We start from the raw sequence: 13965 nt of genomic DNA on the forward strand, positions 1-13965 counted from the left end.
CCGGGCGTGACCGTGCTCTCACCTCCCGCGAGTTGCCCAACTAAGTTGTGTCGTGGCCCGTTGGGGCCGCACGTGCGGGTCAGTCGCGCAGGGTTTGTTGAGCGGCTACTCGTCGAACGTGTTCACCATTGCGTGGGCGGCGCGCTCGAGGTAGTCCCACAGCATTGCGTCGTCAAGCGGTGCGAGGTCGAGGCTGTCGACGGCAACCCGCATGTGCGCGAGCCACCGGTCGCGCGCCTCCGGATTCACCCGGAACGGCTGGTGCCGCATGCGCAGGCGCGGGTGGCCCCGCTGCTCGCTGTAGGTGCCCGGCCCACCCCAGTACTGCTCGAGGAATCCCGTGAGGCGCTGGATGGCCCCTTCGAGGTCGGATGCTGGGTACATCGGCCACAGCTTCGGATCCTCGCGCACGCCGGCGTAGAAGGCGCGCACGAGCTTCTCGAAGGTCGCGCGTCCGCCGACGTGGGTGTAGAAGTTCTCGCCGACCGCGGCGCCGTGCTCGGCTCCTCGCAGGGTCACCGGGAGGGCGCCGACTGGCGTCGGCACGGCGCCCTCAGAGGCCGCTCCGTCTGAGGGGCCGGCCGGGGTGATGTCGATCACGTGGCGCTCCGATCCTTGGGTACCGTCTTGACCGGGGCAGTGCCGTGGAGCGCTCCATCGCCGACAGGCTGCGAGGTCTCCCTCTGGCCGTCGAACACGACGCGGTTGAGCGCGGGAAGGTTCACTCCTGTGTCGTCGAGCGCCTTCTTCAGCCGGAAGCGCAGCTCCCGCGCTACGTCCCACTGGTCGGCCGTGCGCGTCTTCATCACGAGCCGGATCACGAGAGCCTCGGCGGAGATTGACTCGAGACCCCAGATCTCTGGCTTCTCGATGATCTTGCGGCGCCACTGCGGACTGTTCGCCATCTCATTTGCTGTGGCGAGCAGGGTCGCCTGCACCGCCTCGACATCCGAGTGGTACGGGGCAGGGAGGTCGATGATGACCCGGGCCCAACCCTGCGACTTGTTGCCCACGCGTAGGATCTCGCCGTTGCGCACGAACCAGAGCGTGCCATCGATGTCGCGCACCTGGGTGACCCGGATGCCGACGTTCTCGACGATGCCGATGGCCTCGCCGAGATCGACGACGTCGCCGACACCCAGCTGGTCCTCGGCGACCATGAACAGGCCGTTGAGCACATCCTTGACGATGTTCTGAGCGCCGAAGCCGAGGCCGGCGCCGAGGGCTGCGGTGATGAGGGCGAACGAACCGATGATGTCGGTGTTGATCGCGGTCACGATGAGAAGCAGCGCCACGATAACGATGACTACGCTGACGACGTTGTTCAGAACCGAGCCGAGGGTTCTGGTGCGTTGCACGACTCGCACGGCAGCGAGCGGCGACGCGGTGATCGACTGCGTGTCGTCGACGTTCTGCCTTTTCTTCACACCGGAGACGACACGGTTCACGACTCGGCGAATCACGAAGTGCAGCGCAATACGGAGAACGATGGCCCCGATGATGATTCCGAGAATCTGGAAAAGCCACTCGAATTGCACCACGAATGAACTCAGCGAGGCACGAAAGGCGTCCCAGTCGAAGGGGATCTGGTCAGGAGCGGGAGCAGTCATATCCGCCCAGTGTATTCGCGCGCCCTCCGCCGATGCCCCGTGCCCGCGTGAGCGTGGGGGCTAGGCATCCCGGCGCTTCATCAGTACGGCGGCGACCAGCACAAGCGCCGCGTCCCAGGCGAGCAGCACGAGGAGGCCCTGCCACGGCGCGAGACTGTTGGCCGAGGCGACCTCTCCCGCGGTGTAGGCGGACATTCTGGAGCCGGCGGCGTCGGGGAGGAAGGCGGCGGCGCGCTGGATCCACTCCGCCTGCGTGATCGCAGAGAGGATGAGGACCACCGTCGGAAGTACCAGGATCACACCGAGCGCGGATGCGATGGCGCCCGCGCTATGGCGCACGATGGCCCCGATTGCGAGCGCGAAGACGCCGACCAGTGCGAGGTATCCCGCCCCGCCCACGAGGGCGAGGAGGTAGGCGGGATCGGTGAAGTCGGGAGTGACGCCGATGCCCGGCAGCATCGGCGCAGTGACCAGCGCGGTACCGAAAATCGTAACGAGCCCGACCACAAAGGTCGTCACACCGAACACGACGATCTTGCCGAACAGGGCGGGGAGGCGGGTCGGCACCGCAGCGAAAGTGGAGCGGATCATTCCGGTTCCGTACTCGCCGGTGATGACGAGGGCGCCGAGCACGACGCTCGCGAGGGCGGTGAATCCCAGAGCGAGGGTGGCCACCTGCACCGCGGTGGACCCTTGAATGGCATCCGGAACCGTTCCCGTGGTCGGAGCGGGGGAGGTCAGCGCGATGAGCACGCCGAATCCGACGCCGACGACGACGATGAGGGCGTAGCACCAGATGGTGGAGCGGAGGCTGACGAGCTTGATCCACTCGGATCTCAGGATCCCGCCGAAAGTGAGCCCGCTGGGCCGGTCGGGCCGGTCCGCCGAGACGGAGTGTTGTGTGGTGGTGCTCATTGGGACGCTCCTTCAGACGCCGACGCGGTTCCGCCTGCGTGGTACTCGACCTCGTTCTGGGTGAGGGACATGTAGGCCTCCTCGAGAGATCCCGCCACCGGGGTCAGCTCATGCAGTGCGAGGCCCGCGGATGCCGCGAGTTCGCCTATCCGGGCGGCGTCGAGACCGCTTACCTGAAATACGTCGGGTTCGTTCGTGCTCGAGCCGGGATGCACCTGGACCTGGGTGCCGAGCTCTGTGCTGGCGAGCAGTTCGCGCAGCCGTGCCGCGTGCGGGGTGCGAACCCGCACGAGGGTTCCACCGGAGAGAGCGACGATGTCGGCGACGGGCGCGTCGGCAATGACCCGGCCGCGGCCGAGCACGATGATGTGGTCGGCGGTCAGGGCCATCTCGCTCATCAGGTGAGATGAGAGGAAGATGGTGCGGCCCTCGCTGGCGAGCTGGCGCGCGAGGCTCCGCACCCACATCACGCCCTCGGGGTCGAGTCCGTTCACGGGTTCGTCGAGCACAAGGGTCGCGGGGTCGCCGAGCAGCGCGGCGGCGATGCCGAGGCGCTGGCCCATGCCGAGCGAGAAGCCGCCGACGCGCTTGCGCGCGACGGAGTCGAGCCCGGTCAGGCCGATGACCTCGTCGACGCGCGTGCGACCGATACCGTGGGTCGCGCCGACAGCGAGAAGGTGATTCACGGCGCTGCGGCCGGTGTGGATCGCCTTCGCGTCAAGAAGCATTCCGACCTCGCGCAATGGTGCACGATGGGCGGCGTAGGGCTTGCCGTTCACCGTGACCGATCCGGAAGTGGCCCTGTCGAGTCCCACGATGAGGCGCATCGTCGTTGACTTTCCCGCGCCGTTCGGCCCGAGGAATCCGGTGACCATGCCGGGGCGCACAGTGAAGCTGATGCCGTCGACCGCCTTCTTGCTCCCGTAATGTTTGCTGAGCTCGCGCGCTTCAATCATGAAATTATCCTCATCTAATCAGTGTGACGCGCAGCGCGGCAGCCGCGGATCGCCCCTACTCGGTGTCCTTCGCCTGCACCATGAGGGCACGCTCGACGCCCGCGAGATTCTCGATCACGAGGCGACGGAGCGCGGGCGTGTCGGGATTCGCGGTGAGCCAGCTCGTCGTCGCGTCGCGCAGTGCGGCGTTGGCGAGGCCGGCGGGGTACAGCCCGACGATGAGGTTTTCGGCGATCGAGTGCGAGCGCGACTCCCAGATGCCGCGGATGCTGTCGAAGTAGCGCGCGACGACCGGCTGGAGTGACGACGGGTCATTCGTGTGCTGGAAACCGACCGTGGTCTGGCGCACGATGGCGTTCGGCAGTTCGTCGCTGTCGACGAGGGAGGAGAACGCCGCGAGCTTGCCCTCGGTGGTCGGGATCGCGGCGGTCACGCGAGCAGCGGCCTGCTGACCGTTGGCGGTGTTGTCCTTGGCCAGTGCCTGGCGAATCTCCTCGAGGCCGGCGGCGCCGTTGAGTACGAGACCTTCGAGCAGCTCCCAGCCGAGATCCGTGTCGACCTCGAGCCCGTCGAGCGGCGTGGAGCCGTCGAGCAGACCGCGCAGGGCCGCGACATGCTCAGGCGTGTTGGCGAGGTTCGCGAAGAACTTGACGAACTGGAACTGCGCGTCGGATCCGGCATCCGCCGCCCTGGCCAGCTCGAGCAGCTTGTCGGCCACGTTCTTCAGCGTCTCGGTTCTGGTTGCGGGGTCGACGTAGATGCGCACCACTGTGAGCAGCTGGGTGAGCGTCGTGCGGATGGTGGTCGACTCCGACTCGGTCGCGATGTTGCCGAGCACGAGGCGCACATAGTCGCTGGCCGTGGACTCGCCGTCGCGGGTGGAGTCCCACACCGAGCCCCAGACGATTGCTCGCGCAAGCGGGTTGTCGATCGCGGACAGGTGGTCGATCGCGGTTCCGAGCGACTGCTCGTCGAGGCGCACCTTGGCGTAGGCGAGGTCGTCGTCGTTGACGAGAATGAGCGCGGGGCGTTGGCGGCCGACGAAGCCCGGCACCTCGGTGCGTTCGCCGTCGACATCGGTCTCGAGCCGGTCGTCGCGCACGAGCTTGCCGCCGGCGAGGTCATAGAAGCCGATGGCGAGGCGGTGCGGGCGGATCGTCGGGTAGTCCGGCGCCGCAGTCTGGAGGATAGCGAACGAGGTGATCTTGCCCGCCGCATCCGTCTCGATCTCGGGGCGCAGCGTGTTGACGCCGGCGGTCTCGAGCCACAGCTTCGACCACTCGGTCAGCTCGCGGCCGCTGGTCGCTTCGAGCTCGGTGAACAGGTCTCCGAGTTCGGTGTTGCCGTAGGCGTGCTTCTTGAAGTACGCCGCGACGCCGGCGTAGAAGGCGTCGATGCCGACCCAGGCGACGAGCTGCTTGAGTACGGAGCCGCCCTTCGCGTAGGTGATGCCGTCGAAGTTGACCTGCACGTCTTCGAGGTCGTTGATCGTCGCGAACACCGGATGGGTGGAGGGCAGCTGGTCCTGCTTGTAGGCCCAGCTCTTCTCCATCGCCTGGAAGGTGGTCCAGGCCTCGGTCCACTCGGTCGCCTCGGCGGTGGCGATCGTGGAGGCCCACTCGGCGAAGGACTCGTTGAGCCACAGGTCGTTCCACCACTTCATGGTGACGAGGTCCCCGAACCACATGTGGGCGAGCTCGTGCAGGATCGTGACGACCCTGCGCTCGCGCACGGCGTCGGTGACCTTGCCACGGAACACGTAGGTCTCGGTGAAGGTCACCGCGCCAGCGTTTTCCATCGCGCCGGCGTTGAACTCCGGCACGAACAGCTGGTCGTACTTCTCGAACGGGTACGCGTAGTCGAACTTCTCCTCGAAGTACGCGAACCCCTCGCGGGTCTTCGCGAAGATGTAATCGGCGTCGAGGTACTGGCTGAGCGACTTGCGGGCGAAGATACCGAGGGGGATCACCCGACCGTCGCTCGAGGTCAGCGTCGAACGGGTCTCCTGGTACGGGCCAGCGACGATGGCGGTGACGTAGCTGGAGAGCACCGGGGTGGGGGCGAACCGCCACGTCGCACTGGTCGTGCCCTCGATGGGTTCGGGCGTCGGGGTGGGCGAGTTGCTGACGACGGCCCACGCGGCCGGAGCGGTGATCGTGAAGGTGAAGGTGGCCTTGAGGTCCGGCTGTTCGAAGACGGCGAAGACGCGGCGGGAGTCGGGCACCTCGAACTGCGAGTAGAGGTAGACCTCGTCATCGACAGGGTCGACGAATCGGTGCAGTCCTTCGCCGGTGTTGGTGTACTCCGCGTCGGCGACGACGGTGAGCACGTTGAGGTCGGCGAGGTCGTGGAGCTGGATGCGCACGCCGTCGTTCACCGCGGCCGGGTCGAGCTCGCGGCCGTTGAGGTGCACTGAGTGCACGGTGCGGGTGAGGTGATCGATGAAGGTCGACGCTCCGGCACTCGCGGAGAAACGCACCACGGTGGTGCTGCGGAAGGTCTCGCTGTCGGTCGTGAGGTCGAGGGTGATGTCGTAGTTCTCGACCGACACCGTGGCCTTCCGCTCTTGCGCTTCGACCCTGGTGAGGTTTTCTCCTGGCACAACTTCTCCTTCGTGACGGCGGGTCGGCTCGTGACCGACGACCCCACCCTATCCGTCACGCGGATCAGGTCAGGCCGGAGTGAGCGACACCGTTCGCTGCCGCGACTGGTCCGGCGTGCGCAGCAACCGGTCGCAATCGTCGATCGCCGTCTGCAGTAGTTTGCGGAGTCGCTCGTCCGGGTTGTCGATGCACGCCTCGCCGATTCCGGCGACGGCGACATTGACGATGGCGTCGTACATCGGTGCGAACGCCTTAGGCTGGCGCCTCATCAGCGAGGCGAGTTGCTGGGTCGCCCACAGTTCAGCCAGTGGGGCGCGGTTCAAGGCGGCACGGACGATCAGGTTCACCCCGGCGGCACCCTCCGGGTCGACCTCGGCGAGCCTTGCCTCGCAGCGGATGAGTCCGACGGCGAGGGCGCGCTGGCGGGCTTCGCTCGCGACGGGAAGCGCTGCGGATGCGGCGCGGACGGCGATGGTGAGTTCGACCCGCTCGTCATCGCCGACCAGGCCGATGACCGACGGGATCATCTCACCGAGCCGCGAGCGGCTCGCATCCGTCGTCCAATCGTTCACCAGCCGGGAGAGAGAGGCGAGGGCGGGATGCGTGCACGTCGGGTGGTCGGTCCACCGCTCGCCCGCGAGGAACGATGCGAACTCCATGAAGCATGCTCCGCGTTTGGGGCTGCGATGCTTGCCGCGTGACAGCACAGGCATCATGTCGGGTGAAAGGTTACTGATTGCTGCCATGAGACACCTCCAGAGAAACCGGAATCCATCGGGATTAAAGTCTCCTACTGCTGGCCGGGCGGGGCCAGTCCCAATGCCTGTTAATTCGGTGGGTTGACCTCGGCGGTTCTGAGCCATGCGAATTCGTGCGGCCGCAGTCGCAGCCCGCCCGCAAGCGACACGTCCTCGCCACGGGTGAGCTCGTGCGCGCTCGGGACGAAACCCGACAGCGTCGCGGCCGAGACGAGTTCGTCAGTGTCGGCGAAGTTCGCCAGCACGAGCACGGTCGTGCCGGCGCCCGGCCGCTGGTAGCCCAGAACGTGCGGGTTGTTCGTTTCGAAGCCGATCAGCTGCCCGCCGGCGAGCTCCGGCGCATCGCGACGCACCTCGATGAGACGGTGCAGGCCCGCGTAGATCATGCCGGCATCGGTGCGCGGGTCATCGCGTTCAGCGTAGCGGTCGGCCGGATACGGCGGTCTGTTCACCCAGCGGCTGTCGAGGGCATGGTCGGGGTTGTCGGTGTAGCTGTAATCGTTGAGCTGGCCGACCTCGTCACCGAGGTAGATCAGAGGGATACCACCGGTGCTCAGCACGATGGAGTGGGCAAGGTGGATGCGGCTGATCGCGCCCGGGTGGTGTTGCCCGAGACCGACGAGGGATGCCGTGGTGCCGGCAATGCGGCAGTCGCCCGTGCGCGGGTTGTCCTGGAACGGCACCCCCCGGGCGAAGCTGCCCTCGAACCGGTTCACGAAGAAGGCGTTGAGGAAGCGCCGGTGCTCAGTGCCGTCGAGGCCGAGCTCCGCGGCATCCTCATCTGAGAACGTCCAGCCGATGTCGTCGTGGCTTCGCACATAGTTGATCCACGCGGTGCCCGCCGGCAGGTTGTGCCGCCGGTCCAGGGCTTGGGAGAGCAGCCCGACGCTGCGTGTCGCAAGCGACTCCCAGATCAGCGCCATCTGCAGCGGGTTGTATGAGAGCTGGCACTCGGCCGGATCGATGTACCGCACCACCTCATCGGGGTGCACGATCGCCTCCGACTTGAACAGCAGTGACGGAGCCGCGATTCGGCAGACGGCGTTGAAGGCCTTAATCAGTGTGTGCGCCTGGGGGAGGGACTCGCACACGGTGCCGAGCTGCTTCCAGATGAAGGCGACGGCGTCCATGCGAAGGATGTCGATTCCGACGTTGGCGAGGAACAGCATCTCTCCCGCCATCGCGCGGAAGACCGCGGGGTTGGAGTAGTTCAGGTCCCACTGGAACGAGTGGAAGGTCGCCCACACCCAACGCCCGTCCTCGAGTTGCACGAACGAGCCCGGGTGGTCGTCCGGGAAGATCTCGCGCACCGTCTGCTCGTAGGCGTCGGGCATCTCCCGGTCAGGGAACATCCAGTAGTAGTCCTCGAAGCCGTCGTCGCGCGCGATGGCGCGCCTCGCCCACTCGTGCTCGTTCGAGGTGTGGTTGAAGATGAAGTCGACCACGAGCGAGATTCCGGCGGCACGGAGGTCTGCGGCGAGCACGCGAAGCTGGTCCATGTCGCCGAGTGCCGGATTGACGTCCCGATAGCTGGACACCGCGTAGCCGCCGTCGGAGTTGCGCTCGGGCGCGAGGAACAGCGGCATGAGGTGCAGGTAGGTCAGGCCGAGTTCCTGGAAGTACGGGATCTTCGCCCGCACCCCGTCGAGGTCTCCGGCGTACCGGTCGACGTAGCAGACGCCGCCGAGCATGTCGGCGGACTGGAACCAGTCGGGGTTCGCCTCCCGGCGGGCGTCGAATTCTTTCAGCTCCGGCGCCCGGTCCTGCCACGAGTCGGCCATCTGCTGCACGAGGAGGGCGAGTTGCTCGTCGCAGTCGTCGCGTTCGCCGTATACCTCGGTGAAGAGCTCCCGAAGTGTCGGGTACATCGCCGTGAACCGCGCGGTGAGGTCGTCGAGGTCGGCGGCTGTGCCCGACCAGAGTTCCGACACGTTCTTCCAGAGCCGGGATGCGTGGGCGCGGTCGTCGTCAGTAGGGGGCGGCACGATTCAAGTCTAGAACCGCGCTCAGCAATCGCGCGTCGCGACGCGGATAGGCTTGAACAATGACTTCTGTTCCTGCTGCCGCTTCTGACACCGTTCGCGTCGAATTCTGGTTCGACCCGTCCTGCCCGTGGGCGTGGATGACCTCACGCTGGGTAGACGAGGTGGCCAGGCACCGCGACATCGCGGTCACCTGGAACATTATGAGCCTCGCGGTGCTCAACGAGGACAACGACGTCGATGACGCCCACAGTGCATTCCTGCCGAGGGCGCTCAAGTACACGAGGCTCGTCGCGGCGGCGAAGGAGATCCACGGCCAGGAGGCGGTGAAGGACCTCTACGACGCGCTCGGCACCCGCATCCATCTGGAGGGCGACGCGGATCCGGATTCGGTGATCCCCGCGGCGCTAAATGAAGCGGGCCTTCCCGCCGACCTCGCCCGCTTCGCCGACACCGACGAGTACGACGTGCAGATGCGCGCGTCGCACTTTGAGGGCATCGGCCGGGTGGGACAGGATGTCGGCACACCCGTGATCGCCGTGAACGGCGTCGCGTTCTTCGGACCCGTCATCTCGCCGGCGCCCAAGGGCGAGCGGGCACTCGTGCTCTGGGACGGCGTCGTCGCCGCGGCATCCTACGACGGCTTCTTCGAGCTCAAGCGATCCCGTACCCGGGGCCCCATCTTCGACTGATGATTGATCACGCCGAAGCGCTCGCCGCAGTGCTATCCCATGAACCGGTTCCGGCGGAGCAGGTGGTAGCCGGCCAGCCGACGACCGGCTCGGTCGCGCTCGGCACCTTCGCCGGACGCGAGTACGGCGTATGGGAAATGTCGCCGGGTGCGATGTCGGATGTCGAGGTGGATGAGCTGTTCGTCGTCGTCGCCGGGGGCGGACGGATCGAGTTTGCCGACGGCTCGGCACGGGTCGAGCTGCTGCCGGGGTCGGTGGGCCGTTTCGACGCTGGCACCGCGACCGTCTGGACTGTCACAGAGACGCTGAGGAAGATCTACCTCGCCTGACTGCTCCTAGACTCTGGGTCATGCGAATCCATATCGCCACCGACCATGCCGGGCTCGATTTCAGCCGCGACCTCCGGGCGCACCTCCGTGGTGCAGGGCACGAGGTCGTCGACCACGGTCCGCAGAGCTACGACCCGCTCGACGACTACCCGAGCTTCTGCATCAACGCGGCGATCGCGGTCGTCGCCGAGCAGGCGGCCGGGATTCCGTCCCTCGGCGTCGTCTTCGGCGGATCCGGGAACGGCGAGCAGATCGCGGCGAACAAGGTGACCGGTGCGCGCGCCGCACTCGTCTGGAGTGACGCGACGGCTCGGCTCGCCCGCGAGCACAACGACGCGAACGTGATCTCAATCGGAGCCCGCCAGCACACGGTCGAGGAGGCAAAGGCGTTCATCGACGCGTTCATCGAGCAGCCGTACACGAACGAGGAACGCCACGCGCGCCGAATCGCGCAGCTCGCCGAGTATGAGCGCAGCGGGCGCATCGCCGGGCACCGAATCGACTCGCCCGCGGCGCCAGAGCCCGGACGCGTCTAGCCAGATGCCTGAAGGTCATTCCGTCCACCGCATCGCCCGGCAATTCCGCCTCCACTTTGTGGGCAAGCGGGTCTCGGCGTCGTCGCCGCAGGGCAGGTTCGCGGCGGGGGCCGCGGAGCTCGACGGGCACGTGATGACCGATGCGCGTGCGGTCGGCAAGCAGATGTTCCTCGAGTTCGACCACGAGCGCTGGCTGCGCGTTCACCTCGGCATGTATGGCGCCTGGGACTTCGCGGGCGACATCACGGCGGACGCGACTGTGCTTGCCGCGAACGGGCGCATGGGGCAGACGAACCAAAAGGGCACCCCGGAGCAGAGCGGCACGCCGGGGGAGCTCGGCACGCCGGGCCAGCCCGTCACGGTTGACGCCGCGGGGGAGGACTCGCTCCACAGCATCGGCGCGCCCCGCGTTGCGCGCCTGCGCATGGCGGAGCAGGAGAAGCTCGGGCCCGGCGCCGACACCTTCCCGCCCGAGCCGATCGGCGCCGTGCGGGTGCGGCTGCTCACCCACGACACCGTCGCCGACCTGCGGGGTCCGACCGCGTGCGAGGTGCTGGGCGCGGAAGAGGTGCAGGCCGTGATCGCTCGGCTTGGCCCTGACCCGCTCGTTGATCCGGGCAAGCGCAGCGAGGACCGCTTTGTCGAGGTCGTGCGCAAGAAGCCGACGCCAATCGGGCTGCTGCTCATGGACCAGTCCGTTGTGAGCGGGATCGGCAACGTGTACCGTGCGGAACTCCTGTTCCGGGCGCACCTCAACCCTCACACGCCCGGCCGGGATGTGCCGGAGGAGACGGTGCGGGCGCTCTGGCGGGACTGGTCGAAGCTGTTGAAGCTCGGGGTTCAGCACGGGCAGATGATGACCATGGACCGGCTCGGTGCTAAGCAGAAAGCGGCTGCGCTCGCCCACCGTGAAGATCGGCACTGGGTCTACCATCGCGCGGGCCTCCCGTGCCGGGTCTGCGGAACTCCCATCGCTGTCGAGATGGCTGCGGGGCGCAAACTCTACTGGTGTCCGAAGGATCAGGCCTGACCGGGCGGCACGATGAGCGTGCCTTGAGGGCAAGCCGCCGCAGTGAGAGAGGATTGTCGGATGCGCAACACTCCCCAGTACGTGCTTGATGATCCGGATGAGGTCCGCCGGCTCATCCGCGAGAACCCGTGGGCCACGATCGTTTCGAACACCAGCACAGGCCTCGTCGCATCGCACTACCCGGTCATCCTTGAAGAGGGCACCGACCAGATCAGCATCGTTAGCCACGTTGGCCGCCCGGACGAGCAGCTGCATGAGCTCGGTCGGCACGAGGTGCTCGTGATCATTCAGGGGCCGCACGGCTACATTTCGCCGAGCTGGTACGCATCCGACGACTTCGTGCCGACCTGGAACCACGTGACAGCCCACCTCTACGGCACACCCGAGGTCCTCAGCGACGAGGAGAATTTCCGCGTGCTCGGCGAGCTCGTCGACCACTTCGAGGCGCCCCTGCCCGAACCGATGAGCCTCGATATCGACGAGGCTCAGGCGCGCCGCATCGCCCGCGGCACGGTCGGCCTTCGGCTCGTCGTCACGAGGTTCGATGCGCGGCTCAAGCTGAGCCAGAACAAGCCCGGCGCGGTCGTCGACCGCATCGTCGAGCAACTCGAGCACGGCAACCACTACGCCCAGCCAGCCCTCGCCCGCGAAATGCGATTGGTGCAGGGCGAGTGAGCCTGCTGCTGAAGGGCGCGCGCATCGTCGGCGGTATCGGCGCGAGCGCGCCCGTCGACATCCTGCTCAAGCACGGCGTGATCACCGGGATCGGAACGGGGCTCACGGGCACAGCGACGATCGACCTCGACGGCCGCTACGTCATGCCGGGCCTGTGGGACGGGCACGTGCACCTCACCCAGACCGCTCTGACGCGTCGCCGGGTCGACCTCACTGCTGCAACCTCGGCGACCGACGCGGCGGCGATTATGGCCGCCGCCGATCGGCCGGCCGAGGGGCTGCCGCTCATCGGCTTCGGATTCCGTGACGGCATGTGGGCGGCGCCACCGACCAAGCACGACCTCGACGCGGTCGTGGGCGACATTCCGGTTGTTGTCCTGAGTGGCGACCTGCACTGCGCTTGGCTTAACAGCGCCGCGCTGGCGGCGTTCGGCATGGGGGGGCATCCGACCGGCCTTCTTCGCGAGGAGGACGCGTTCAAAGTCACCACCGAGGCTCAGACGGTCCCCGCCGATGTGCTCGACGATTGGGTGGCGGCGACGGCGACGGATGTCGCGAGGCGCGGCGTCGTCGGAGTCGTCGATCTCGAGATGGCCGACACCGTGCAGGACTGGACCCGGCGATTCGCGGCGGGGTTCAGGGGTCTGCGGATCGCGGTGGGCGTCTACACGCCGTGGCTGGACTCGGCCATCGAGGCCGGACTGCGTACGGGGCAGGTGATCGAGGGCACAGACGGTCTGCTGAGCGTCGGACCGTTCAAGATCATCACCGACGGGTCGCTCAATACCCGAACCGCGTTCTGCGGCGAGCCCTATGAGGGGCTCGTGGGGCCGGATGCAAGCGGGCAGCTCAATCTGCCGACCGTCGAACTCGTTGCGCTGATGCGCAAGGCATCCCGCGCGGGGCTCATCCCGGCGGTTCACGCGATCGGGGACGAGGCGAATCGGCTCGCCCTCGACTCGTTCGCGGCGGCGGGCTGTTCCGGACGTATCGAGCACGCCCAGCTCGTCCGCGACGTCGACTGCGCGCGCTTCGCGGCGCTGGGTGTCGCCGCGAGCGTACAGCCGGAGCATGCGATGGACGATCGCGACATCGCCGACCGTTTGTGGTCGGGACGTACCGATCGCGCGTTCGCGCTGCGCAGTCTGCTGGATGCCGGTGCGGAACTGATCCTCGGATCCGACGCTCCGGTCGCGCCGCTCGACCCCTGGGTGACGATCGCGGCGGCTGTGGGTCGCACGAGGGATGGCCGTGAGCCGTGGCATCCGGAGCAGCGCATTACTATCGCGCAGGCTCTCGCCGCGTCGACCAACGGGGTGCGGAGCGTGGCCGTTGGCAATGTGGCCGACCTCGCGATTCTCGACATCGACCCGCTGACTGCCCCTCTCGACCAGCTCAGGGCGATGCCGGTGGCCGCGACGCTGCTCGCGGGGTACTTCACGCACAACGAACTCTGATCGGCTGGGGCTCGGCAGCAGCCCTGATCGTGGGAGAACCGGTCAAATCCGCACCCGATTCGGTGGCCTGCTCGAGGCTGCCACAAATTGTCGCCTGGCTGTCTTGTCGACGTGGCTGGGATGGTGGCCGCGAGGTCGGGATGGTCGGCGTAGCCGGGATGGTCGGCGTAGCCGGGATGGTCGGCGTAGCCGGGATGGTCGGCGTAGCCGGGATGGCCGGGAGCCAGGATGGTGCTGATGGACGCGTGGCCAGCCGTGTTGCGGGGTGGCAGGGTGGGCTGCGCGGCAGGGACGAGATCGGCACGGACGAGATCGGCAGGGACGAGATCGGCAGGGGAGCGATCAGCCAGAGCGCGGTTTCGTGTCGTGTGCGCGGATCCTCCTGGCGGCAAGGATCGGTCGGCCCATGACCGCGCTGCCCG

At 67.3% G+C, this 13965-nt stretch carries 14 protein-coding genes; 7 read left to right on the forward strand and 7 right to left on the reverse strand.

Annotated features, from left to right (window positions below; genetic code table 11):
* Positions 1-105: 105 nt before the first annotated feature.
* From BHD05_RS08740 to BHD05_RS08770, 7 genes are all read right to left on the reverse strand, one after another.
* Positions 106-513: a globin gene (locus tag BHD05_RS08740; protein WP_161887445.1), complete on the reverse strand. Its 408-nt coding sequence runs from the start codon at positions 511-513 to the stop codon at positions 106-108.
* An 83-nt stretch (positions 514-596) separates the two neighbouring features.
* On the reverse strand, positions 597-1610 hold the full coding sequence (locus BHD05_RS08745) for a mechanosensitive ion channel family protein (RefSeq protein WP_161886092.1): 1014 nt from the start codon (positions 1608-1610) through the stop codon (positions 597-599).
* Between the two features lie 60 nt (positions 1611-1670).
* Positions 1671-2525, reverse strand: a complete 855-nt coding sequence (locus BHD05_RS08750) for an ABC transporter permease subunit (RefSeq protein WP_161886093.1) — start codon at positions 2523-2525, stop codon at positions 1671-1673.
* Positions 2522-3481: an ABC transporter ATP-binding protein gene (locus BHD05_RS08755; protein WP_161886094.1), complete on the reverse strand. Its 960-nt coding sequence runs from the start codon at positions 3479-3481 to the stop codon at positions 2522-2524. Before BHD05_RS08755 ends, BHD05_RS08750 begins: the two co-directional genes overlap by 4 nt.
* A 55-nt stretch (positions 3482-3536) precedes the next feature.
* On the reverse strand, positions 3537-6083 hold the full coding sequence (gene pepN, locus BHD05_RS08760; protein WP_161886095.1) for an aminopeptidase N: 2547 nt from the start codon (positions 6081-6083) through the stop codon (positions 3537-3539).
* A gap of 69 nt (positions 6084-6152) precedes the next feature.
* The gene (locus BHD05_RS08765) at positions 6153-6743 is read right to left on the reverse strand and encodes a hypothetical protein (protein WP_161886096.1); all 591 of its coding nucleotides are present in this window, start codon (positions 6741-6743) and stop codon (positions 6153-6155) included.
* 167 nt (positions 6744-6910) lie between these two features.
* Positions 6911-8773, reverse strand: coding sequence for an amylosucrase (locus BHD05_RS08770; protein WP_418763843.1), 1863 nt, complete (start codon positions 8771-8773; stop codon positions 6911-6913).
* A 113-nt stretch (positions 8774-8886) separates the two neighbouring features.
* Between BHD05_RS08770 and BHD05_RS08775 the strand changes: the two genes are divergently transcribed.
* The 7 genes from BHD05_RS08775 (at position 8887) to BHD05_RS08805 (ending at position 13953) form a co-directional block, all read left to right on the forward strand.
* Positions 8887-9516 (forward strand): mycothiol-dependent nitroreductase Rv2466c family protein, encoded by a 630-nt coding sequence (locus tag BHD05_RS08775; RefSeq protein WP_161886097.1) that lies wholly within the window; start codon positions 8887-8889, stop codon positions 9514-9516.
* Complete coding sequence (locus tag BHD05_RS08780) at positions 9516-9845, forward strand: cupin domain-containing protein (protein WP_161886098.1); 330 nt, start codon at positions 9516-9518, stop codon at positions 9843-9845. The genes BHD05_RS08775 and BHD05_RS08780 overlap by 1 nt, the downstream gene beginning before the upstream one ends.
* A 20-nt stretch (positions 9846-9865) precedes the next feature.
* A complete protein-coding gene (locus tag BHD05_RS08785) occupies positions 9866-10381 on the forward strand; it encodes a ribose-5-phosphate isomerase (protein WP_161886099.1) in 516 nt (171 codons plus the stop codon).
* Between the two features lie 4 nt (positions 10382-10385).
* Positions 10386-11411: an Fpg/Nei family DNA glycosylase gene (locus BHD05_RS08790; protein ID WP_161886100.1), complete on the forward strand. Its 1026-nt coding sequence runs from the start codon at positions 10386-10388 to the stop codon at positions 11409-11411.
* Between the two features lie 60 nt (positions 11412-11471).
* Entirely contained in the window at positions 11472-12086 is a 615-nt protein-coding gene (locus BHD05_RS08795) for an FMN-binding negative transcriptional regulator (protein WP_161886101.1), read from the forward strand.
* Positions 12083-13543, forward strand: a complete 1461-nt coding sequence (locus BHD05_RS08800) for an amidohydrolase (RefSeq protein ID WP_236966484.1) — start codon at positions 12083-12085, stop codon at positions 13541-13543. Before BHD05_RS08795 ends, BHD05_RS08800 begins: the two co-directional genes overlap by 4 nt.
* Before the next feature lie 140 nt (positions 13544-13683).
* Positions 13684-13953: a hypothetical protein gene (locus BHD05_RS08805; protein WP_161886102.1), complete on the forward strand. Its 270-nt coding sequence runs from the start codon at positions 13684-13686 to the stop codon at positions 13951-13953.
* Positions 13954-13965 lie beyond the last annotated feature (12 nt).

It is taken from the genome of Marisediminicola antarctica, assembly GCF_009930795.1.
Classification (GTDB): Bacteria; Actinomycetota; Actinomycetes; order Actinomycetales; family Microbacteriaceae; genus Marisediminicola; species Marisediminicola antarctica.

Excerpts from the sequence above, each read along its gene's own strand:
- BHD05_RS08765 (WP_161886096.1), bottom strand. The coding sequence starts at position 6,743 with ATGGAGTTCGCATCGTTCCTCGCGGGCGAGCGGTGGACCGACCACCCG.
- BHD05_RS08775 (WP_161886097.1), top strand. The coding sequence starts at position 8,887 with ATGACTTCTGTTCCTGCTGCCGCTTCTGACACCGTTCGCGTCGAATTC.
- BHD05_RS08805 (WP_161886102.1), top strand. The coding sequence starts at position 13,684 with ATGGTCGGCGTAGCCGGGATGGTCGGCGTAGCCGGGATGGTCGGCGTA.
- BHD05_RS08780 (WP_161886098.1), top strand. The coding sequence starts at position 9,516 with ATGATTGATCACGCCGAAGCGCTCGCCGCAGTGCTATCCCATGAACCG.
- BHD05_RS08785 (WP_161886099.1), top strand. The coding sequence starts at position 9,866 with ATGCGAATCCATATCGCCACCGACCATGCCGGGCTCGATTTCAGCCGC.
- BHD05_RS08755 (WP_161886094.1), bottom strand. The coding sequence starts at position 3,481 with ATGATTGAAGCGCGCGAGCTCAGCAAACATTACGGGAGCAAGAAGGCG.
- BHD05_RS08790 (WP_161886100.1), top strand. The coding sequence starts at position 10,386 with ATGCCTGAAGGTCATTCCGTCCACCGCATCGCCCGGCAATTCCGCCTC.
- BHD05_RS08750 (WP_161886093.1), bottom strand. The coding sequence starts at position 2,525 with ATGAGCACCACCACACAACACTCCGTCTCGGCGGACCGGCCCGACCGG.
- BHD05_RS08795 (WP_161886101.1), top strand. The coding sequence starts at position 11,472 with ATGCGCAACACTCCCCAGTACGTGCTTGATGATCCGGATGAGGTCCGC.
- BHD05_RS08745 (WP_161886092.1), bottom strand. The coding sequence starts at position 1,610 with ATGACTGCTCCCGCTCCTGACCAGATCCCCTTCGACTGGGACGCCTTT.